This is a genomic window from Frondihabitans sp. OV104 (assembly GCF_057787745.1).
Genome location: NZ_CM173541.1, coordinates 1,491,874 through 1,511,232 on the forward strand (window position 1 = coordinate 1,491,874; position 19,359 = coordinate 1,511,232).

General features: G+C 71.6%; 19 protein-coding genes. 9 read left to right on the forward strand and 10 right to left on the reverse strand.

Translation table 11 applies throughout. The features are described 5' to 3' along the window. Positions 1–62 precede the first annotated feature (62 nt). From AC3CBB_RS07025 to AC3CBB_RS07045, 5 genes are all read right to left on the reverse strand, one after another. Positions 63–743: a uracil-DNA glycosylase gene (locus AC3CBB_RS07025; RefSeq protein ID WP_488626471.1), complete on the reverse strand. Its 681-nt coding sequence runs from the start codon at positions 741–743 to the stop codon at positions 63–65. 38 nt (positions 744–781) lie between these two features. Next, complete coding sequence (locus tag AC3CBB_RS07030; RefSeq protein ID WP_233579788.1) at positions 782–1,528, reverse strand: Type 1 glutamine amidotransferase-like domain-containing protein; 747 nt, start codon at positions 1,526–1,528, stop codon at positions 782–784. Then, positions 1,525–2,079: a phosphoribosyltransferase gene (locus AC3CBB_RS07035; RefSeq protein ID WP_123504878.1), complete on the reverse strand. Its 555-nt coding sequence runs from the start codon at positions 2,077–2,079 to the stop codon at positions 1,525–1,527. The genes AC3CBB_RS07030 and AC3CBB_RS07035 overlap by 4 nt, the downstream gene beginning before the upstream one ends. A gap of 95 nt (positions 2,080–2,174) precedes the next feature. Continuing rightward, on the reverse strand, positions 2,175–2,837 hold the full coding sequence (locus AC3CBB_RS07040; protein WP_123504879.1) for an alpha-ketoglutarate-dependent dioxygenase AlkB: 663 nt from the start codon (positions 2,835–2,837) through the stop codon (positions 2,175–2,177). A gap of 48 nt (positions 2,838–2,885) precedes the next feature. Then, on the reverse strand, positions 2,886–4,463 hold the full coding sequence (locus tag AC3CBB_RS07045; RefSeq protein WP_488626472.1) for an FAD-binding oxidoreductase: 1,578 nt from the start codon (positions 4,461–4,463) through the stop codon (positions 2,886–2,888). A gap of 65 nt (positions 4,464–4,528) precedes the next feature. Here AC3CBB_RS07045 and AC3CBB_RS07050 point away from each other — a divergent pair, with 65 nt between their 5' ends. After that, positions 4,529–5,320 (forward strand): transglutaminase-like domain-containing protein, encoded by a 792-nt coding sequence (locus AC3CBB_RS07050; RefSeq protein WP_123504881.1) that lies wholly within the window; start codon positions 4,529–4,531, stop codon positions 5,318–5,320. 22 nt (positions 5,321–5,342) lie between these two features. On the opposite strand, the gene AC3CBB_RS07055 is transcribed toward AC3CBB_RS07050, so the two are convergent. After that, entirely contained in the window at positions 5,343–6,110 is a 768-nt protein-coding gene (locus tag AC3CBB_RS07055; protein ID WP_488626473.1) for an SDR family oxidoreductase, read from the reverse strand. A 291-nt stretch (positions 6,111–6,401) separates the two neighbouring features. Here AC3CBB_RS07055 and AC3CBB_RS07060 point away from each other — a divergent pair, with 291 nt between their 5' ends. The 5 genes from AC3CBB_RS07060 to AC3CBB_RS07080 all read left to right on the forward strand — a co-directional run bounded on the left by AC3CBB_RS07060 (position 6,402) and on the right by AC3CBB_RS07080 (position 12,439). Continuing rightward, on the forward strand, positions 6,402–7,721 hold the full coding sequence (locus tag AC3CBB_RS07060) for a bifunctional o-acetylhomoserine/o-acetylserine sulfhydrylase (RefSeq protein ID WP_123504883.1): 1,320 nt from the start codon (positions 6,402–6,404) through the stop codon (positions 7,719–7,721). A 76-nt stretch (positions 7,722–7,797) separates the two neighbouring features. After that, positions 7,798–9,003: a homoserine O-acetyltransferase MetX gene (gene metX, locus AC3CBB_RS07065; protein WP_123504884.1), complete on the forward strand. Its 1,206-nt coding sequence runs from the start codon at positions 7,798–7,800 to the stop codon at positions 9,001–9,003. A gap of 253 nt (positions 9,004–9,256) precedes the next feature. Then, positions 9,257–10,336 (forward strand): sensor histidine kinase, encoded by a 1,080-nt coding sequence (locus AC3CBB_RS07070; RefSeq protein WP_488626474.1) that lies wholly within the window; start codon positions 9,257–9,259, stop codon positions 10,334–10,336. Between the two features lie 67 nt (positions 10,337–10,403). Next, positions 10,404–11,660: a hypothetical protein gene (locus AC3CBB_RS07075; RefSeq protein WP_488626475.1), complete on the forward strand. Its 1,257-nt coding sequence runs from the start codon at positions 10,404–10,406 to the stop codon at positions 11,658–11,660. A 101-nt stretch (positions 11,661–11,761) separates the two neighbouring features. Further along, on the forward strand, positions 11,762–12,439 hold the full coding sequence (locus AC3CBB_RS07080) for a response regulator transcription factor (protein WP_255410931.1): 678 nt from the start codon (positions 11,762–11,764) through the stop codon (positions 12,437–12,439). A 398-nt stretch (positions 12,440–12,837) separates the two neighbouring features. On the opposite strand, the gene AC3CBB_RS07085 is transcribed toward AC3CBB_RS07080, so the two are convergent. The 3 genes from AC3CBB_RS07085 to AC3CBB_RS07095 all read right to left on the reverse strand — a co-directional run bounded on the left by AC3CBB_RS07085 (position 12,838) and on the right by AC3CBB_RS07095 (position 15,848). Then, the gene (locus AC3CBB_RS07085) at positions 12,838–14,112 is read right to left on the reverse strand and encodes an MFS transporter (protein WP_488626476.1); all 1,275 of its coding nucleotides are present in this window, start codon (positions 14,110–14,112) and stop codon (positions 12,838–12,840) included. Positions 14,113–14,268: 156 nt separating this feature from the next. Then, entirely contained in the window at positions 14,269–14,601 is a 333-nt protein-coding gene (locus tag AC3CBB_RS07090) for a thiamine-binding protein (protein WP_488626477.1), read from the reverse strand. Then, a complete protein-coding gene (locus AC3CBB_RS07095; protein WP_488626478.1) occupies positions 14,598–15,848 on the reverse strand; it encodes a glycosyltransferase 87 family protein in 1,251 nt (416 codons plus the stop codon). Before AC3CBB_RS07095 ends, AC3CBB_RS07090 begins: the two co-directional genes overlap by 4 nt. Before the next feature lie 112 nt (positions 15,849–15,960). Between AC3CBB_RS07095 and AC3CBB_RS07100 the strand changes: the two genes are divergently transcribed. Further along, a complete protein-coding gene (locus AC3CBB_RS07100) occupies positions 15,961–16,650 on the forward strand; it encodes a YceI family protein (RefSeq protein WP_488626479.1) in 690 nt (229 codons plus the stop codon). On the opposite strand, the gene AC3CBB_RS07105 is transcribed toward AC3CBB_RS07100, so the two are convergent. Continuing rightward, positions 16,647–17,468 (reverse strand): ADP-dependent NAD(P)H-hydrate dehydratase, encoded by an 822-nt coding sequence (locus AC3CBB_RS07105; RefSeq protein WP_488626480.1) that lies wholly within the window; start codon positions 17,466–17,468, stop codon positions 16,647–16,649. The two genes, AC3CBB_RS07100 and AC3CBB_RS07105, sit on opposite strands and share 4 nt — an antisense overlap. Before the next feature lie 37 nt (positions 17,469–17,505). On the opposite strand from AC3CBB_RS07105, the gene AC3CBB_RS07110 reads away from it, so the two are divergent. Further along, positions 17,506–18,126: an HAD family hydrolase gene (locus AC3CBB_RS07110; RefSeq protein WP_488626481.1), complete on the forward strand. Its 621-nt coding sequence runs from the start codon at positions 17,506–17,508 to the stop codon at positions 18,124–18,126. 27 nt (positions 18,127–18,153) lie between these two features. Beyond that, on the forward strand, positions 18,154–19,329 hold the full coding sequence (locus tag AC3CBB_RS07115) for an NADH:flavin oxidoreductase/NADH oxidase (protein WP_488626482.1): 1,176 nt from the start codon (positions 18,154–18,156) through the stop codon (positions 19,327–19,329). The last annotated feature ends 30 nt before the right edge of the window (positions 19,330–19,359 follow it).

Consider the following 19,359-nt stretch of genomic DNA (forward strand, 5'->3'; position numbering starts at 1 on the left):
GCACGACCGGGCCGCGGGCGCACGCCCCCACGCAGGGGCTCAGGCCGACGTCCGTCGCTCCGTCAGGCCGGCAGCCGCCAGTCGACGGGCTCGCCGCCCGCTTCGCGGATCAGCGCGTTCGCGCGGCTGAACGGCTTCGAGCCGAAGAACCCGCGCGACGCCGACAGCGGCGACGGATGCGCCGACTCGATGCGGGGAGTGTCGCCGAGGAGCGGCTTCAGCGACTGCGCGTCGCGACCCCAGAGGATCGCGACGAGCGGCCGATCGCGGGCGACCAGCGCCTCGATGGCCCGGTCGGTGACCTGCTCCCAGCCCTTGCGCCGGTGCGAGGCGGCGAGCCCCGGCTGCACGGTCAGCACCCGGTTGAGCAGCATCACGCCGTTCCGCGCCCACGGCGTCAGGTCGCCGTGCGCGACCGGCGCGATCCCCAGGTCGTCGTCGAGCTCGCGGTAGATGTTGGCCAGGCTCCGCGGCACGGGCCGCACGTGAGGGTCGACGGCGAACGACAGCCCGATCGGGTGGCCGGGCGTGGGGTAGGGATCCTGCCCCACGATCAGCACCCGGACGTCGTCGAACGGGTACGTGAACGCGCGCAGCACGTCGTCGCCGTGCGGCAGGTAGCCGGGCCCCGCCTCGGTCTCCTGGCGCAGGAACTGCCCCATCTCGGCCACCCGGCCGGCGACGGGCTCCAGAGCCCGTGCCCATCCGGACTCCACGAGCTCGTGGAGCGGATGGACGCTCACGGCGCGCCGCTCACTGCTCGCTGCTCACTGAAGGCCGCTCACTGCTCGACCGCCAGCGTCCCGACCGAGACGCCGACGATCTCGCCGTCGTCGTCGAGCTGAGGCTCGACCCGCCAGACGCTGCCCTGGCCGATGACCGCCAGGGCGCCCTCGCCGACGATCAGCGCGGTGTTCTCGTCGATGGCGACGCCACCGGTGACCATGCCGGCCTCGGTCGCGGCGATGAGCCGGGTGAGGGTTCCCCACTGGGCCGCGTGCACGTCGACGGCGAGGTCGACCAGGCCCAGCCCCTGCACGAGGGTGACCTCGTCGAGGTCTTCGGAGCTGTCCTGCGGGCACACCTCGACGCCGCCGATGCGGTATCCGCCGAGGATGGCCGTGTCGGCCGCGATCATCGCTCCGGCCGAGAAGCCGAGGTAGGGCAGGCCGTCGCTGACGAGCAGCCGCACCTGGTCGACGAGGGGCACGACCGCCTCGAAGTACGCGGGAGTCATGCCGCCGGCGATGAGCAGGCCGTCGATGTCGGAGAGAACGGTCGTATCGAAGACGTCGCTCGAGATCACCTCGGTGACGAGCGGCTCGCACGGCCCGATCGAGGCCAGCATCTCGGGGAACCCGGTGCGGAAGTCGGCCGACGGGACGTCGTCCTCGACGACGACGAGCACCGCGATGCGCGGCACGTCGCGGCCGATCCGGGCGGCGCGGGTCGACGCCTCGGCGACGAAGAGCTCGTAGACCTCCGTGGAGTCTGACGCCCAGCCACCGCCGACAAGGTGGATGCTCACGTGCTCACCGTCACCGGAGGCAGCGCGCTCCAGGGGAAGGTGATCCAGTCGGCGGTGTGGCGCCAGACGTGGTCGGGCTCGAGGATCGTGCGCGGCTTCGCATAGAGGCAGACCGTGTGCACGTCGGCGCCGTGGCCGCGGAGGATGTCGCGGACGAGCTCGAGCGTGCGGCCCGAGTCGGAGACGTCGTCGACGAGCAGGACGCGCTTGCCGCTGAGCGCCGGGGCGTCGAGCGCCGGAGGGAGGATGACGGGCTTCTCGAGCACCGAGTTGATGCCCGTGTAGAACTCGACGTTGATCGAGCCGCACATCTTCGTGTCGAGCGCGTACGAGATCGCGCCGGCGAGCAGGAGCCCGCCGCGGGCGATCGCCACCACGACGTCGGGGCGGAAGCCCGATGCGAGAACGTCCTGGGCGAGCTCGCGCGATGCCTCGCCGAACTCGAGCCAGCCGAGGATCTCGCGGCTGGCGTCGCGCGCCGGGCCTGTGGCCGCTTCGGCCGTGTCGACGTCGGGGGACGCGACCGGCGCGTCTTCGGGGAGGGCAACCATGGATCAACCGTAGTGCCGAGCGGCCCCGCGGTGCGACCCGTTCGAGGCGGCTCGACCGGCGTGCCGGCGTGCCGGCCCGGACGGCCGGACGGCCGCTACGCCGACCTCGACCAGTCGGGCCGGAACTGCACGCTGATCCGCGGCCCGACGGCCCGCTTGGTCTTGGCGATCGAGTGCTCGTGCGTGCGCTGCATGCTGCCGCCCATCACGAGCAGGTCGCCGTGCCCGAGGGGGAACCGCCGCACCTCGCCGCCGGACCTCGACCGCACCGCCAGGGTCCGCTCGGCGCCGACGGACACGATCGCGACCATTGTGTCGCGGTCGATGGCCTTGCCGACCTTGTCGCCGTGCCAGGCGATGCTGTCGTCTCCTGTGCGGTAGAAGCACAGGCCAGCCGTCTCGAAGACCTGACCGGGTGGTCGGCGGTAGTGGTCGTTGAGTGCGGACTGGGCCTCCGCGAGGACCGGGTCGGGCAGCACGGCTCGCGGCCCGAACCACGACACGAGGCGCGGCACGTCGACCACGCGGTCGTACATCTCGCGGCGATCGGCCTGCCACGGCACGCGGTCGACGAGCCGCTCGAAGAGGTCGTCGGAGTGGCCGACCCAGCCGGGCCGGAGGTCGAGCCAGGCGCCCTCGCCGAGCTCGATCCGCTGCACGGACGCGCCCAGCGGGCCGAGGACCGGCGTCGCACCCAGGACCGGGTCGTCGAGGAGGGCTGGATCGTCGAAGAGCGACGTCTGGAACGAGAGGGACATAGCCTCAGCCTAGCCGATCACTCGAACATGTGTTCGAATGATGTGCCGTCACGAGAGCAGGTGCGGCTGATCGAAGAGCTTCTTCGGATCGACGGTCGTCTTGATCTTCGTCAGACGCGCCAGGTTCTCGCCGAAGTAGCTCTGCCCGGGTGAGGTGAGCGAGGGGTCGGCGTAGTTGACGTAGGCCGCGTCACCCCACGGCGTCGAGAGCGAGCGACGGAAGTCGCGCACGTACTCGTCGTAGGCCCGGGGGTCGGCGCCGTCCGCGAAGGTGGCCGTGTACTGGACGCTGAAGAGAGCGGTCCGGTGCGGGAAGGCCGTGTCGGCGGCGGCGACGCGGCCGACTGCGCCGCCCAGGGCGTCGAGCGAGATCCCGCCCTCGGTGAGGCCGACGATGCCGCCCGCGGCCTCGACCTTGGCCACGAGCCGACGGATCGCGTCGCCGTCGAGCGTCACGGTCGGCATGCTGGACGTGCCCGACTCGGAGACGCGCTTCAGGACACCGCCCTCACCGGTCGTGCAGGCCGACGCCGGCTCGCCTGCGCAGCCCGCGTACCGGAGCATCGCGTCGCCGTACTCGTGGGCGACCGCCGTCTGCGACGAGGGCGTCGCCTTGACCGCGGCCAGGAACGGCGCGAGCTCGTCCTCGAGCGGCGTGCTCCCGGTCCAGGTGCCCGAGACGGTCAGCGACGGCGTGCTGCCGTGCGTCGACCCCGCCAGCAGCTTCAGCGTCGACCACAGCTGGTCGGACGCCCCGGGCGCCCAGCCCTGCCACACGTTCAGGACCCGCACCGCCCATCGCCAGTCCCATTCGATCGACCACATGGTCACCGTCGGGGCGGGCCGGGTGGTGAAGGTCATCGACGCGACGATCCCGACGAGGCCGCCGCCGCCGCCGCGGCAGGCCCAGAAGAGGTCGGCGTCCTCGGTCGCCGATGCGTGATGGACGACACCGTCGGCGGTCACGATCTCGACGGCGGCGAGCTGGTCGCAGGTCAGGCCGAACGAGCGCGAGAGCACTCCGACTCCCCCGCCGAGCGTCAGGCCGCCGATGGCGACGGTGCCGCACGAGCCCGCGCCGATCGCGCGGCCGGCGGCGGCGAGCTTCTCGTAGACGGCGGCCAGCGGAGCGCCCGGCCCGACGGTGACCGAGGCTCCGTCGCCCGAGAGCTCGACGGTGTCGAGAGCGGCCGTGCTGATGACGAGGGACGGGTCGACGTCCGTTCCTGCGGCACCCCCGGCGGACCAGCCGGCGTAGCTGTGCCCGCCCGATCGGACCGCGAGAGGGGTGGCCGAGTTCCTGCAGAAGGCCAGCCCGGCGATGACGTCGGAGGTCGAGGCCGCCCGGAGGATGCCGAGCGGCGCGGCGTCGTCGAAGCGCGGGTTCTCGGTCTGCTTGGCGGAGCCGTAGCCGACGCTCGACGGGCGCAGGAGCGTTCCCGACACGGCGGCGGCGAGCGCCTGCCACGTCGAGGGGCCGGCGGCGGTCGGCGTCTCGGTGACGGTGGTGGTCGCGGTGGGCGACGGTCTCGGGCTGGTGCAGGCGGCGAGCGCGACGGCGCTGACGGCTGCCACTCCGGCGACGGAGGCTCCGGTCAGGAACGTGCGGCGGTCGATCGAGGTCACCCGACGACCCTACGTCGTCGGGATGGCGGCGACGGGGATCCCCCGGGGCGTGGGATGCTCGTTCGATGAAGCGCAACGCATCGTCCCGGCTCGTCCTGTCAGCGACCGAGCCCGCGGAGCTGGTGCTGTCCGTCGCCGCCGCCGAGGGGCAGTCGGTCGTCGAGTCGCTGTCGGTGCGGCAGGGTGGGGTCGACGTGCCGGTGCGCGAGGTCGTCGACGATCGGGGCACGCGGCTCCAGGTGGCGACGATGCAGCCGGGCGTCCTCGAGATGGAGTACCGCGTCGAGGTGTCGGGGCGCACGGAGCCGATCGAGCTGGGGGCGCTCGACACGATCCAGTACCTGCGGCCGAGCCGGTACTGCGAGTCCGACACGCTCTTCCCGATGGCGAAGAGCGAGTTCGGCGGGCTGCGGGGGCAGCAGCTCGTGTCGGCCATCGGGACGTGGGTCAACGGGCACCTGTCGTACGTGCCGGGGTCGAGCTCGCCGACGGACGGCGCGGTGCAGACGTTCCTCGACCGTCGGGGCGTGTGCCGCGACTACGCGCACCTCGTGGTGGCCCTGCTGCGAGCGCGGGACGTGCCGGCCAGGCTGGTGTCGGTCTACGCGCCGGGGCTGTGGCCGATGGACTTCCACGCGGTCGCGGAGGCCTTGGTCGACGGCGTCTGGTACGCGATCGACGCGACGGGGCTGGCTCCCCGGCAGAGCCTGGTGCGGATCGCCACGGGGCGCGACGCGTCCGACACCGCGTTCCTGTCGTCGTCGGGCGGCTGGGTGAAGCTGCTCGAGATGGAGGTCATGGCGACCGCCGACGTGCTGCCGCGCGACACCGTCTCGGACTTCGTCTCGATCGGCTAGCGGCTCCCTGCGCGGTCCCGGCTCAGCGGGTGGAGAGCGGACCGCGCGCGAGCTTGTAGGGCTGCGCCTGCGCGACGGGCTTGACGGTGACGAGGTCGAGGTTGACGTGCGGCGGCAGCTCGACGGCGTGCACAACGGCCTCGGCGATGTCGTCGGCGGTGAGCGGAGCTTCGACGCCGGCGTAGACGGCGTCGGCGCGTTCCTGGTCGCCGGCGAAGCGCACGAGCGAGAAGTCGGTCTTGACCATGCCGGGGGCGATCTCGATGACCCGGAGGGGCTCGCCGTTGAGCTCGAGGCGGAGCGCCGCGACGACGGCGTGCTGGGCGAACTTCGCGGCGTTGTAGCCGCCGCCGTTCTCGTAGGCGATGTGCCCGGCGATCGAGGTGATTGTGACGATGTCGCCCGAGCCCGCCTCGTCGGCGCCGCGGCGGAGCGACGGGAGCAGGGCGCTGAGCGCGCGCTTGGTGCCGAGCACGTTGACGTCGAACATCCGCTGCCAGTCGTCGATCGAGCCCGTCTCGACGCTGTCGAGGCCGAAGGCGCCGCCGGCGTTGTTCACGAGGGCGTGCAGCGGTCCGGTGGACTCGACGTGCGCGCGCAGCGCGGCCATGTCGTCGTCGCTGGTGACGTCGGCGCGGAACCAGGTGGCGCCGGTCTCGTCGGCGAGCGCCGCGAGGCGGTCCTCGCGGCGGGCGACGGCGAGGACGTCCCAGCCGTGAGAGCGGAACAGGCGCACGGTGGCCTCTCCGATGCCCGAGCTCGCTCCGGTGACCAGTGCTCTCTTCGCCATGCGTGTGCGCCTTCCCTAGGTTGCGTGCGTCCCTGCAACGCTACTGCTCGCGGCGGGCAGGCAGCCGCCGGCGCTCGCGGCGCACCGCGCGTGCATCGTGCCGCCGGCGTCGACGATGAAGCCGTCGAGGGAGACGATCCCCGCTGCGATGAGCGTGCCCGCGGGCCGAGGTTACGCCGCGTGTCCGCTCCGTTGCCGGCCAGAGGCCCGCGCTCCTAGGCTCGGCCTCAACCGGGGTCCGATCACCGTCGACGGGCCCGTCAGACACCCGCACGACTTCAGGAGAGCATCATGAGCGACTGGCAGTTCGAGACCCAGCAGATCCACGCGGGCGCCCAGCCCGACCCCACGACGCACGCTCGCGCGACGCCGATCTACAAGACGACCTCGTACGTGTTCGAGAGCGCCGAGCAGGCGAAGAACCTGTTCGCGCTCGCCGAGTTCGGCAACATCTACTCGCGCATCATGAACCCCACCCACGACGTCGTGGAGCAGCGCATCGCGACGCTCGAGGGCGGCTCCGGCGCGCTGCTCGTCTCGTCGGGCCAGGCGGCCGAGACCCTCGCGATCCTGAACATCGCCCAGGCGGGCGACCACATCGTCTCGTCGTCGTCGATCTACGGCGGCACCTACAACCTGTTCAAGTACACGCTCGCGAAGCTCGGCATCGAGACCACGTTCGTCGAGAACCAGGACGACGCCGACGAGTGGCACCGCGCCGTGCGCCCGAACACGAAGCTGTTCTTCGCCGAGACGATCGGCAACCCGAAGATCAACATCCTCGACATCTCGCTGGTGTCGAGCGTCGCCCACGAGGCCGGCGTGCCGCTGATCGTCGACAACACGATCGCGACGCCCTACCTGATCCGCCCGTTCGAGCACGGCGCCGACATCGTCGTGCACTCGGCGACGAAGTTCCTCGGCGGCCACGGCACGGTCATCGGCGGTCTCATCGTCGACGGCGGAAAGTTCGAGTGGTCGAAGAACGTCGAGAAGTTCCCGGAGCTCACCGTCCCGGATCCCTCGTACCACGGCGCCAGCTACACGACAGCAGTGGGCGACTCGCTCGCGTACATCATCAAGGCGCGCGTGCAGCTGCTCCGCGACCTCGGCTCGTCGAACTCGGCCGACACCGCCTTCGCATTGATCCAGGGCATCGAGACTCTGAGCCTCCGCATCGAGCGCCACGTGCAGAACGCCCAGGAGATCGCCGAGTGGCTCGACGCCCGCGACGACGTCGCCAACGTCTTCTATGCCGGCCTCCCCACCAGCCCCTGGTACGCCGCCGCCAACAAGTACGCTCCCAAGGGCGTCGGAGCCGTGCTGAGCTTCGAGCTCAAGGGCGGCGTCGACGCGGGCAAGGCGCTCGTCGACGGCCTGTCGCTGTTCAGCCACCTGGCCAACATCGGCGACGTGCGCTCGCTCGTGATCCACCCGGCATCGACGACGCACTCGCAGCTCACCCCCGAGCAGCAGCTCACGACCGGAGTCACTCCCGGCCTCGTCAGGCTCTCCATCGGGCTCGAGAACGTCGCCGATCTCAAGGCCGACCTGGCGGCGGGCTTCGCGGCGGCCGCCGACGTGACGGCGGGCCTCCTCAAGAGCAACTGACGATCCACCCCGAAGCGGCGGCTCCCGGACGTAATGTTCCGGCAGCCGCCGCTCTTTGTTGACATGCTGGAGTCAAATGGACTGGCAGACGACACCCGAAGACACGGTCCCGTCGAGCGTCGTCACCGAGCGCACCCGCCGGACGATGCTGGGCAAGCCTCCGGTCACCGGGGCCTGGCGCGACGGCGACCCGGTCGGCGACCGCCGGTTCGAGTCGATCGACGACCTGCTCCTCGAGACCGGCGAGGTGCTCCCCCGTCCGCGCATCGCGTACGAGACGTTCGGCACGCGCGCCGCCGACGACTCCAACGTCGTGCTCGTGCTGCACGCCCTCACCGGCGACAGCCACCTCACCGGGCCCGCCTCCCTGGGCCACACCACGGCCGGCTGGTGGCCCGGCGTCGTCGGCCCGGGTCTCGCCATCGACACCGACCGCTGGTTCGTCGTCGCGCCCAACATGCTCGGCGGCTGCCAGGGCTCGACCGGCCCCTCGTCGCTCGCCCCCGACGGCGTCGAATGGGGCTCGCGCTTCCCGCGCCTGACCATCCGCGACCAGGTCGCGGCTCAGGTCGCCTTCTCGGATGCCCTCGGGATCGACCGCTGGAAGGCCGTCATCGGCGGCTCCATGGGCGGCATGCACGCCCTCGAGTGGGCCGTGGGCTCGCCCGACCGCGTCGAGCGTCTGGGCGTCCTCTCGACCACGGCGTTCTCGAGCGCCGACCAGATCGCTCTCAACACGGTGCAGGTCGAGGCCATCCACATGGATCCGGGCTTCGCCGGCGGCGACTACTACGAGTCGCCCGAAGGCGAGGGCCCGTATCGGGGTCTGGCCCTGGCCCGCCGCATGGCGCTCCTCAACTACCGCTCGCCCGATGAGCTCAACAAGCGCTTCGGGCGCGGCTGGCAGAGCGACCTCTCCCCCCTGGTCGGGCAGGGTCGGTTCGCCGTGTCCAGCTACCTGGACTTCCACGGCAACAAGTTCACGAGGCGCTTCGACGCGAACAGCTACGTGACGCTCGCGCGCGCCATGAACTCGCACGACCTGGGTCGCGACCGCGGGGGCGTGACGGCCGCCCTCGCCCGGGTCACCGCGACGTCGCTCGTGCTGGGGATCGACACCGACCGCCTCTTCCCGCCGCACGACCAGGAGCTCATCGCGGCGGGCCTGCGGCAGACGGCGGCGACAGACGCCGTGATCCTGCCCAGCGAGTTCGGGCACGACGGATTCCTCATCGAGAACGAGCTCGTCGGGACACACCTTCGAGCCTTGCTTGAAGGATGACGCCGCACAGGCCACAATGAGACTCGCTCGGGAACCATCCGGATCCCGCACGGACACCCGTCTCGCTTGAGCGCAGAGGCCCACAGGACTGCGCGCCGTGCCCCGCCTCGGGGGACAACTTGTGGAACGATGTGTCTAGGCGCCCCCGCAGGCCGCTTCCCACCATGACCGTTGGACTCGAATGGATCTCTTCGCCCAGGAGCGTGATCGGCTCCTCCGAACCACGACCCGGTTCCTAGGAATCGCGTGCACCGTGGTGTCGCTCGTGGCGTTGAGCTACCCCGGCGTCATCGACTACCCGCGGCTCGCGCTGATCGCCCTCTGCTCCGCCGCCATGGTCGTCTTCCTCATCATGGTCGGCCGTTCCCGCAATCTGCTGTGGGTCATCCTCGGAATGGCCGCGGGCCTCGCCGCCGGCGGCGTCGCCCTGATCCCCGGCGGCATCGACGGTCCCCTCGCGACGGCGGTCATCCCGCTGGTCGGCGGCGCGGTCGCCTCGTTCGCCCTCCTGCTCTCGTCGTCCACCCGCCGCGTCGTGCTCGGGGCGGTCGCCGCCGTCCTGGTCGTCGCCGAGGTCGTCGTCGGCACCCACTCCGTCCTCTCGGTGCAGGTCGCCGCCGTCCTGCTCGGCTGGGTGCTCTGCTTCGTCGCCGGCTTCTGGATCGGCAACAGCGTCCCCCGGGCCGCCCGCCGCATCTACTCGATCGGCAACGCGCACCGCGCCGAGCGCCAGGCCAGCGAGACCGAGGCCCAGCGACGCCAGGGCGCCCGCCTCCTCCACGACACCGTGCTGGCCACCCTCACCCTCCTCGCGCACTCCGGGTTCGGCGTCACGCCCGCCGCACTTCAGGCCCAGGCCGCCGAGGACGCCCGGCTGCTGCGCCACCTCCGTCTCGGCTCGACGCCCCAGCCGCAGGCCTCCGGCGACTACAACCTCAACACGTCCGAGGAGAGCCCCCTCGGACAGACTCTCGAGTCGGTCAAGCAGCGCTTCGGCCGGATGGGCCTCGAGGTCAGCTGGCACGGCACCGGCCAGGTCCTGCTCCCCACCAACGTGCTCGACGCGTTCCTGCTCGCCCTCGCCGAGTGCCTCGAGAACGTCCGCCGGCACGCCGGGGTCGCCGAGGCGCACGTCACGATCATCCACGACAACGAGATGGTCCGCGCCATGGTCACCGACGCCGGCGTCGGCTTCGACCTCGAGGGCGTGTCGGAAGAGCGCCTGGGTTTCAAGGAGAGCGTGGTCAACCGCCTCCGCGAGGTCGGCGGAACCGCCCGCCTCTTCTCCGCGCCGGGTGCCGGCACCACCGTCGTGCTCGAGGCACCGCGATGAGAACTGAGCTTTCTTCTAACGAATCTCCGGTGACGGACGACAGTCCCTCCCGGAAGGGGGTCACCCGATGAGCATCGACGAGAACACACTCGGCGTCCCCCGACACCGTCGCGCACCGCGGGGCCTCCCCACGTCGTCCACCGGAGCCCGCTCGCTCCGCCAGGCCCAGCAGGCCGGAGCGACCCTCGGCACCGGCTACCTCGGCATGGGCGCTGCCGCCGTCGCCGCCGTCCAGGCGATCTACGGACTCATCTTCTTCCTGGTGCACCTCTCCCAGTACCCGGTCGCCGCCCCCGCGATCGTCGCCTGGCTCATCTACCTCGCCGCCTTCATCGGCAGCGTCACCCTGGTCGCCATCCAGGGCGAGCGCCTCACCGGCCCCGTCATGGTGATCATCTGCGCGGCCCTGCTCGTCGTCGTGATCCTCGATTTCGTCGCCATCTGGAAGCTCCACAACGTGGGCGCGTACGCCACCGCCAGCGTCGCCGTCGGGTTCGGCCTCCTGCCGCTGGTCACGCTCCGTCCGGCTCGCGAGCTCGTCATCGCCACCGCCGCCCTGTTCGTCCTGCTCGTCGCCGCGGTCGTCCTGACGACGCCGATCGGCCGCATCACCTTCCCGCAGCAGGTAACGGTCGTCGCGATCGCGATCCTGCCGCCGTCGATCGCCATCTACGCCGTGCAGCGGTTCCGCCGCATGATCCAGATCGAGCTCGACCGCGTCCTCGTCCAGTCGACGGTCACCCAACCCCGCTTCGCCGTCGGCATGCTCGCCAGCGACGAGCTGGCCCGCCTCGACCTCGCCGCCGAGAAGCTCCTCGACGGCGTCGCCATCGGCGAGATCGCTCTGCCGCTCGAGCCGCACGTGGCCTCCACGGCGTCGACGCTCGCCACCGAGCTCCGCCTGCATCTCATCGAGGGCCGCCGCGAGACCTGGCTCTACCACGCCGTCACCGAGTCGGAGTACCTCGGCCGCGCCGTCAAGCTCGCCGACCCGTCGTCGCTCGCGGGCCTCCTCACCCCCGAGCAGCGCGACGGCCTCCTGCAGGCCGTGTGGCTCCTTCTGGGAGATCGCCGCACCCGCGCCGCCGGCACGAGCATCACGCTGACGCTCGGCCCCATCCAGACTCCGACGACCATCGCGTCGATGGCGGGTCGCACCATCGAGGTGCCGATCGACGTCACGTCGACCGGCATCCGACGCAACCGCGTCGTGCCCGCCACCTGGAACGCCCTCGAGCGAGTCGGCGACTTCCAGACCTCCACCCACCAGGGCAGTCTGCGGCTCGCCATCCGCTGTTCGGTCGAGAACCCCGCAGACGCCTAACATAAGCCCCATCTCCGCTGTCGCCGGTCGCCTGAGCTCCTCCCAGCAGCGGCTCATCGAAACCCAGCGGCTCATCGAAGCTCATCGAAAGAGAGAAACCAGTGCCTGACTCCGAAGGACGCATCCGCCTCGCCCTCGTCGACGATCACAAGATGCTCCTCGGCGCGCTCAGCGAGTGGATCCGCAGCGCCGCCGACGACATCAGCATGGTGTGCGCCGTCGCCTCGTGGCCCGAGCTGCTCACGCACCCCGAGTTCCCCGTCGACGTGGTCCTGCTCGACCTCGACCTCAAAGACAACCTGCCGATCTCGCTGAAGATCTCGACGCTGAAGACGGCGGGCGTGAAGACGGTGCTGATGAGCACGTACTCCGAGCCGAACGTCGTGCGCGAGGCGCTGGCCGCCGGCGCGCTCGGCTACCTGGTCAAGAGCGAAGACGCCGAGATGATCGTCGAGGCGATCCGCAATGCGTCCGTCGGCGAGTCGTACATCTCGGCCGAGCTCGATCTGGCCCTCAATGCGGCCGAGGTCGGCGGAGTGCCGAAGCTCTCCGCCCAGGAGCGCCGCGTCATGGCCCTCTACGGCGGTGGCGAGCCCGTCAAGGCCGTCGCCTACCAGCTCGGCATCTCCGAGGAGACCGCCAAGTCGTACCTCAAGCGCATCCGCGAGAAGTACCGCGTCGCCGGCTTCGACGTGGGCACCAAGGTCGCCCTGCGGAAGCGCGCCATCCAGGACGGCATCCTGCTCCAGACCGACGACGCCGCTCCGTCGGGCTTCTAGCCGCGTCGCCGAGAGTGCAGCAGTGGTCGGGTTCGCCCGGCCGCTCCTGCGCTCTCGGCCGTTAACCCCCCGGGCGCAGGAACTGCCCGCCCGCCGCCCGCTCCGCCGACCCGGCGCGCCCTCGCCGCACCGGCACAGCCCCGCCTGACCGGCACAGCTCCGCCTTACCGGCACAGCTCCACCTGACCGGCACAGCCCCGCCTGTCCGGCACAGCTCCGCCTTACCGGCACAGCTCCACCTGACCGGCACAGCCCCACCTGACCGGCACAGCCCCACCTGACCGGCACAGCCCCACCTGACCGGCACAGCTCCCCGCCGAATCGGCACGGCCCCGCCGTCGCGCACGAGGGAACGTGCCGATACGGCGGGGCCTAGCCCCTCGCTGGACGCCCCAGGCTCAGAGCCCGCCGACCGGGATCGGCTGCGTCTCCGGCGTCGGGCCCGTCAGCGCCTTGCGCGCCCTGCCGTGCCGCTCGGTCGCGAAGCTCACCGTCACGAGGATCAGGCCCAGCACAGCGAGTCCCAGCCCCACCCACGCCGGAGCCCCGGCCCCGAGCCCGGCGGCGATGACGACGCCACCCAGGTACGCGCCGAGCGAGTTGCCGAGGTTGAACGCGGAGTGGTTGAGCGCCGCCGCGATGACCTGTGAGTCGCCGGCGACCTCCATCAGGCGGGTCTGGATGGCCGGGCTGATCACCGAGCTCGTGAGCCCGAGCGTGAAGGCGAAGACGAAGATGCCGACCAGGTGGTGCGACGTCACGGCGTAGCCGACGAGCGAGAGCATCAAGCCGGCGAAGCCGATGTAGATGGTGCGCCGGAGGTTCTTGTCGGCGCCCCAGCCGCCGAGCAGGTTGCCGATCGTCATGCCCACGCCGACCCCGACGAGCACGAGCGGCACGACCGACTCGGGCTGATGGGCGCCCTCGGTCACGGCCGTCGCCACGTAGCTATAGACGGCGAAGAAGCCGCCGAAGCCGATCGCCCCGACGCCCATGACGAGCCAGAGCTGCGGCTGCCGGAACGCGCTCAGCTCGCGCCTGATCGACGCCCCGTGCGGCGCCGGCGTCTTCGGCAGCGCCAGTGCCACCGCGAGGAAGGTCAAGGCGAACAGCGCCGCGACGACGGCGTAGGCGGCGCGCCACCCGGCTGCCTGGCCGAGCGCCGTGATGAGAGGCACGCCGACGATGTTCGAGATCGTGAGGCCGGCGAGGACGAACGCGACGCCCTTGCCGCGGTTGCCCGGCCCCATCAGCTCGGCGGCCGCCAGCGACGCGATGCCGAAGTAGGCGCCGTGCGGTAACCCGGCGGCGAACCTGGCGAGCACAACCAGCCCGAAGCTCGGCAGCACCGCCGACGCGACCGTGCCGACGACGAACGCCGTGAGCAGGATGAGCAGGAGCTTCTTGCGCGGCATGTGCGACGTCGTGGCGGCGATCGTCGGGGCGCCGACCACCACGCCGAGCGCGTAGGCGCTGATCAGGATTCCGGCCTGCGCCGTCGCGTTGTCGACCGACGCCTGGTACACGGTCGGCAGGAGGTCACGCGCGATGTTCGGCAGCAGCCCCATCGCGACGAACTCCGTCGACCCGATCGAGAACCCGCCCAGCGCCAGAGAGATCAGGGCGATCCGCCGACGGCGCGACGAGATCGTGGGCGTGGTGATCTGGGACACGAGCGGCTGCCGTTTCTACGAGAAGAGAGGTGACGGCTCTTCGTCGAGTCGCAGGATGGAGCAGGTGAGGCTCCCCTGCAATCGTAGGGCCGCCCCATGCCGACGCGGGTCACGCCCACGCCGGTCGGGGTAGCCCGCGGGCCTCCAGCGGGCACGTCAGAGCGTGTCGAGCGCCGCCTCGAGCCGTTCGACCTTGCCGTCGAGCTCGCCGGTGTGCCCCGGGCGGATGTCCGCCTTCAGCACGAGCGACACCCGGCGTCCGAACGGCGCCACGGCCTCGGTGGCGGCCTTGACCACGGCCATCACTTCGTCCCACTCCCCCTCGATCTCGGTGAACATCGACGACGTGCGGTTGGGCAGCCCCGAGTCGCGCACGACCTTCACGGCGGCGGCCACGGCGCTGTGCACCGAGTCGGGCTGGGAGCCCGACGCGGGCGCGCCAGACGAGGCGGAGCCACCGGACGGGGAGACGCTGAATGCGACGATCATGCGTCCATCCTGGCACCGACCCCCGACACCGGCGCTCGACCCGGCACCACGCACGACGGCACGGCGCGCCCGGCCAGCCAGACCCGCCGCAGGGCATCCGCGAGGAGCACGACGAGCAGCAGGTTCCGCAGCGTGATCACGACCACCATCCACGGCAGCGCGAAGACCAGCGCGTCGTACTGCCACGGGTAGACGACCTGGGTCAGCGCCGCGACGACCACCGTCAGGATCGCCGGCCGCAGGAACTCGCGCCCCACCACCACGAGCCCCAGCAGCACGGGCGCGGCCAGCCACGTCTCGTACTGCGGCGAGCCGACCTTGTTGGTGACGATGAACGCCGTCGCCAGCGCGAGCGAGAGCGGCGCCAGCAGGCGGGCGGGATCGGCGCCGCGACGAGCGGCCACGAGGCCGAGCCCGGCGACGCCGGCCAGCACGACGACCATCAGCGGCGTCATGAGGGCGGCCGCGAGGGAGGTGCCCGTTCCTGCGACCTGGTAGGTGATGATCTCGTGGTCGAAGTAGGTGCGCACGCCGGGCACCCCCGAGGCCTCGAGCCACAGCCAGATCGTCGTGACGGGCGCCTCGAGCTGCAGGCCGCGGCCGGTCTGCTTGGCGACGAAGCCGAAGATTCCGGTGGCGGTCCCGCCGGCGAGGAGGGCCGCGAGCACCACGACGACGCTGGTGGCGGCCGCCGAGATGAGCACGACGAGACGGCGGCGACCGGCGATCAGGACGGCTGCGACGAGGCCGAACGGCCAGACCTTGATCCAGGTGGCGAGGGCGAGCAGGGCGCTTGCCACGGCCGGACGCCGGGCCGCGATCAGGAGCGCGACGATGGCGAGCGGAACGGTGATGCTGTCGATGCGGCCGACGGCGATCGGGCCGAGCGCGACCAGGAACACGAGCCACCATGCGCCGGCTGCCGGCGAGCGCCGGGCGACGACCGCGAGAGCGACCGCATCGAGCGCCGCCACGAGGACGAGCCAGGTGCCCGAGTAGTGAGCGAAGCCGAATGAGGCCGACAGCAGCATCGGCGCCAGCGCGGCGGGCGGATAGACCCAGGCGACGTCGAGCCCCACCCAGCCGAGCCCGCGCGCGCCGTCGAGCATCCAGTCGCGGTAGACGGTGCTCACATCGTTGAGTGGCGTGTGCGGACCGTTCAGGACGGCGTACGAGAGCCAGAGGTGGACGGCGACGAAGCCGATCCACAGGGCCGCGAGGCCGAGGGGAGAGCGGTGTCGGGCCATGCCCCGAGGGTAGCGAACCGGCCCGTGCCAGCGGGCGCCCGGGAGTTTCTCAGGCCATGCCTAGGGTGACACGTCATCGTTCAGGGACACCCGACCCCCCAGAGGAGATCCCGTGAGAACTCGAAGCAAAGTCCTGATCGGCGTCGGCGCGGCTGTCGTCGTCGTCGCCACCGTCGCCGCGATCGCCGGCCCCGCGTTCTACCGAGACGTGATCGTGGGCGAGCCGGAGGCCGCGCCGACCGTGTCGGTGACACCGGGGAGCTCCGACCTCGCGGGCTCCGACCTCACCGGCGCCTGGACGATCGGCTCGGGCAGCACTGCCGGCTACCGCGTCAAGGAGGTCCTCAGGGGCACGGACGTGACGGTCGTCGGCAAGACGAGCGACGTGAGCGGCACCGTCACCTTCGACTCCGACTCGATCACGAAGGCGCAGATCACCGTCGAGGCCGGCACGATCGCGACCGACTCCGGCAGTCGCGACGAGTACTTCCGCACGTCGGCGCTCGAGACCGACATCCACCCCGACGCCACGTTCGCGCTGACCACGCCGGTCGACACCGGCGACCTGTCGTCGGGCGAGGTCGCCACGTTCACGGCGACCGGGGCGCTCACACTGCATGGCGTCACGAAGACCGTGTCGGTGCCGATGGAGGCCGCCCTGTCGGGCTCCGGCGCCGAGGTGAGCGGGTCGGTGCCGATCACGTTCTCGGACTACGACGTCACGGCGCCGAGCCTCGGGTTCGTCACCGTCGAGAAGACGGGGTCGGTGGAGTTCCTGCTGAAGGCGGCGCCTGCCAGCTAGCGGCGGAGCAGCTCCGCGATCGTCGCCGGCAGCGCGTCCACCAGCCCGAGAACGGTGAGGGGTCCGCCGCCCGATGCGCGCGACGCCGCCAGCCCGTGCACGACGCTGGCGGTGGCAGCCAGCCGCGCCAGCGCCGACTCGTCGGCGGCGATCTCGTCGTGGTGCGTCGCCACGAGCGCGCCGAGGATTCCGCCGAGCGCGTCGCCCGCCCCGGCCGTCGCCAGCCACGCGGGCGCGCTCGAGGCGACGAGGCGCACTCCCCCGGGCGCGGCCACGTAGGTGCGGTGCCCCTTGAGCAGGACGGTCGCGCCCCACTCGTCGGCGGTGCGCGCGGCGGCGGTCGCGGGATCGTCGCGGACCGCGTCGAGGTCCATGCCCGACGCCTTGGAGAGCTCGCGAAAGTGCGGCGTCACCACCATCGGCCCCGTGGCCTCGGCCCGGACCGCCAGCGCGCCGGCGTCGAGCACGAGCGGCAGCCCTGACGCGGCGGCCTCGGCGAACCGCGACCGGGTCAGGCCGTCGGCGGTCGACGGGTCGATGCCCGACCCGAGCAGCCACGCCTGCACGCGCCCGGCGCTGGTCACCGACTCCGGCCGGCGATGCAGCACGAAGTCCGACGCTCGCGACGGCCCGAGGTAGCGCAGCATGCCGACACCCGTGTGCAGCGCCGCCTCGACGCCGAGCACCGCGGCGCCCGGATACTGGTCCGAGCCGGTCACGACTCCGAGCACCCCCCGGCTGTACTTGTCGTCGTCGGCCTGCGGCACGGCGATCCAATCGGCGGCGTCGGCGGGGGTCCAGTCCTGATACGGGGTCACCCGCCCACGATAGGCGCGCCCCGCTAGCGTGGACTGCATGAGCATCTCCCTCCCCGGCCGCACCGTCGTCTTCGACTACGGCGAGGTGATCTCGAAGACGCCTCACGCGTCCGTCCGCGAGGCCATCGTCGCACTCGCCGACGTCGAGCCGGAGCCGTTCTGGGCCGCCTACGACGCCAACCGCGACGCCCTCGACTCGGGCGAGATGTCCGTCGTCGAGTACTGGCGGGCACTCGCCCGCGCGACCGGCACGGAGTGGAGCCTGTCGCGCATCCACGAGCTCTGGGCCCTCGACTTCCCCGCCTGGATCAGCCCCGAGCCCGGCACCATCGACATCATCGAAGAGCTCCGCGACGGCGGCACGCCTGTCTGCGTGCTCTCGAACGCCGGCTTCGACTTCGGCTCGCCCCTGCGGTTCTCGCCCGTCGGCACGCTCTTCGACCGCGTCTTCGTCAGCGCCGAGATGCACGACCTCAAGCCGAGCGCGTCGATCTACCGGACCGTCCTCGACGAGCTCGGCATCACGCCCGAGCAGATGGTCTTCATCGACAACAAGGCGGTCAACATCGACGGGGCGCAGGAACTCGGCATCACCGGCCACGTGTTCACCACCCCGCCGGCCCTGCGCGAGTTCCTGGTGGCCCTCCAGGCGGAATGATCCCGCGGGCGGGCGGTTGACTTCCGTATGGCATCCGAACTCTTCGCCCCCATCACCCTCCGTGGCACCACCTTCCGCAACCGTCTCTGGGTACCGGCGATGTGCCAGTACTCGGCCGAGAACTTCGACGGCATGCCGTCGACCTGGCACCTCGTCCACCTGGGCTCCTTCGCGCGCGGCGGTGCCGGCGCGATCGTCACCGAGGCCGCCGCCGTCGTCCCGGAGGGCCGCATCTCGCCGCAGGACCTGGGCATCTGGAACGACGAGCAGCGCGAGGCGTACCGCCCCATCGTCGACTTCGTGCACTCGCAGGGCTCCGCCATCGGCGTGCAGCTCGCCCACGCCGGCCGCAAGGCGTCGACTCCGCGCACCTGGGAGCCGCAGAACGGCACCCTCTCGGAGGCCGAGCACGGCTGGCCCGTCGTCGGGCCGTCCGCCATCGCGTTCGACGGCTACGACGTGCCCCGCGAGCTCAGTGCCGACGAGGTGCAGGGCGTCGTCGACGCCTTCGTCGCCGCCGCCGTCCGCTCGCAGCAGGCCGGGTTCGACTTCGTCGAGCTGCATGCCGCCCACGGCTACCTCATGCACCAGTTCCTGTCGCCGCTCAGCAACACGCGCACCGACCAGTACGGCGGATCGCTCGAGAACCGCGCCCGCATCGTGATCGACGCCGTCCGCGGCATCCGGGCCGCCACCGGCGAGGCCTTCCCGATCCTCGTCCGCTTCTCAGCCACCGACTGGGTCGAGGGCGGCTGGAACGAGCACGAGACCGCGACCGTCGCCGACTGGGCCCGCGACGCCGGCGCCGACCTCTTCGACATCTCGTCAGGCGGAATCGCGGCGAACGCCGTCATCCCGGTCGGCCTCGGCTACCAGGTGCCGCTGGCCGCGTCGGTCAAGGCCGACGGGGGCGTCGAGACCGGGGCCGTCGGGCTCATCCTCACGGCCGAGCAGGCCGAGCAGATCGTCGCCTCGGGCCAGTCGGATGTCGTCTTCGTCGGGCGCGAGTTCCTGCGCGATCCGCACTTCGCGCTTCGCGCCGCGTCGGAGCTCGGCGAGGAGCTGCCGTACTACCCGCAGCAGTACCACCGCGCGCCTTTTCATCCCCAGCAGCGTCCCGCCGCCGCGCCGGCCCCTTCGACAGGCTCCGGGGCGTCCGGCGTGACGGAGGAACGCAGCCCTCTCGTCGAGGCCCGCGCCTGACACCTCGCCCGCCGAGTGCGTGAAGATGCC